2 protein-coding genes are annotated in these 2108 nt (G+C 72.2%); one reads left to right on the top strand and one right to left on the bottom strand.

Annotated features, from left to right (window positions below; translation table 11 throughout):
• Nucleotides 1-15: 15 nt before the first annotated feature.
• Entirely contained in the window at nucleotides 16-723 is a 708-nt protein-coding gene (locus tag G6020_RS10240) for a PIG-L family deacetylase (RefSeq protein WP_179523634.1), read from the bottom strand.
• Between the two features lie 49 nt (nucleotides 724-772).
• Here G6020_RS10240 and G6020_RS10235 point away from each other — a divergent pair.
• The coding region (locus G6020_RS10235) for a phospholipase D family protein (RefSeq protein WP_182610550.1) at nucleotides 773-2108 on the top strand (1336 nt) is incomplete at its 3' end.

The following is a 2108-nucleotide window of genomic DNA, read 5'->3' as shown; positions in this document are numbered from 1 at the left end:
GGGCTCGCGTGCCGGTCAGGGCCGCATGCGCCGGAAACTCACCACGGGCCGGTCCCCGGCCAGGTCCTCTCGGGGGGCGCACACCGACTCCACCTGCCGGCGGGCCTGCTCGGGGACGGGGGTGCCGGGGTCGAGGACCGAGAGGTACTCCTTGTGCTCGGCCAGCGCGGCGACGGCCGGTTCGACGAACCCCTCGACGTCCACGTAGTGGGTGGGCTGCGGTGCGGACTCGAACCACATCCGGGGACGCCCCTCGGCGGCGTCCACGCCGACGGCGGCCACCAGGTCGTCGTACGTCGCGCCCACCGCGGCACCGAACTCCATGTGATCGCTCTGGTTGGGGGCACCGGGCGCCCACTCGGGCCCCGAGTACAGGGAGATCACGATGTCCGGCCGGTGACGGCGGAGGGAGTCCGCGATCGCGTCGCGGAGCTCCGAGTCGTTGACGATCCTGCTGTCGGGGAAACCGAGGAACTCCACCTCCTCGACGCCCACGATCGCCGAGGAGCGGCGCTGTTCCTCCTCCCGGACCGGTCCGGCGATCGAGGGGGGCATCCCCTCGATCCCCGCCTCGCCGCTCGAGGCCAGCACGTAGACGATGTGGCGACCCTCCGCGGTCCAGCGGGCCACCGCGGCGGACATGCCGTACTCGGGATCGTCGGGATGGGCGACCAGGACCAGGCCGCGGGTCCAGTCGGTGGGAAAGGGCTCGGGTGGGGTCATGGGGAGAGTATTGCCGATCCGGGGTGACGAGTCGGTAGCGTCCGAACACATGGCCCTCACCGAGTGGTTGCTCTCCGCGCACGAGCGGGGCAACCCTGACACCCGTCTGGATTCCCGTCATCCCGGGAACGAGGCCTGGTCGGAGGGCAACGAGGTCCGCCCACTGGTCCACGGGGCCACGTATTTCGCCGAGCTCTTCGACAGGATCGAGGCCACCGGGCGGGGCGATCTGATCCTGTTCACCGACTGGCGCGGCAACGTCCTGCTCGACATGCGGGTGCCGCCGCGCGGGTCGCACCACCAGAAGATGGTGGTGATCCGACACGCGGACGCCCCGCGGCGGGACGTGGCCTACGTGGGCGGCATCGACCTGTGTCATTCGCGGCGGGACGACGCCCGACACCGGGGCGACCCGCAGGCGCAGTCGATGTCCGAGGTCTACGGGGTGACGCCGCCGTGGCACGACGTGCAGTGCGCCATCTCGGGACCGGCCGTGTACGACGCCGAGACGGTGTTCCGGGAACGGTGGGAGGACCCGGCGCCCCTGACGCGGTCGCGTCGCCGGTTCCGCGTGGACCGCGACCACGTGGACGTGCGCGCCGAACCGTTGCCCCCGCAGGCGCCGCCGCCGGCGGTGCCGGGTGGCACGCACGTCGTCCAGCTGCTCCGCACCTACGCCGGCCGGCACGGTCGACGTGCCTACCCGTTCGCACGGAGGGGTGAGCGGAGCGTCGCCCGCGGGTACGCCAAGGCGTTCGAGCGTGCCCGTGACCTCATCTACGTGGAGGACCAGTACCTGTGGTCGCGCGCGATCGCGGACTCCTTCGTGGAATCGCTCCAGCGGGACGAGGGACTGCACCTGGTCGTCGTGATGCCCCGGTGGACGGACAGCGACAACCCGGTCTCCCGTCTCCCGCAGCTCCTCGGCCGGCAGCGCGCCATGAGCCGACTCGCCGCCGCGGCCCCCGGCCGGGTGGCCTTCTACGCGCCGGAGAACTCCGACGGCACCCCGGTCTACGTCCACGCCAAGGTGTGCGTCGTGGACGACACCTGGTGTTCGGTCGGCTCCGACAACTTCAGCCGGCGCTCGTGGACCCACGACTCGGAACTCTCGGCGGTGGTGGTGGACACGGCCGCGTCCGATCACAGTCCGTACGCCCGCAGACTGCGTCTGACCCTGGCCGCCGAGCACCTGGGGCGCGGCGTGGACGGTCCGGGGTATCCGGGGGACGTGTCGGAGATCGCGCACGGGGACGGCGATCCGGGCGACGACGACGACCTCGCGCGCCTGATGCACGACTGTCCCGACGCGGTGGGGACGTTCCGGGCCTTCGCCGACTCGGCCGCCGCGCTCGAGGAGTGGCATCGCGGCGGTCGCCGGGGGA

It is taken from the genome of Dietzia sp. B19 (assembly GCF_014145155.1).
In the GTDB taxonomy this organism is placed as follows: domain Bacteria; phylum Actinomycetota; class Actinomycetes; order Mycobacteriales; family Mycobacteriaceae; genus Dietzia; species Dietzia natronolimnaea.
The sequence above is the reverse complement of the archived record's forward strand: the minus strand, read 5'-3'. Positions and strand labels throughout refer to the sequence as shown.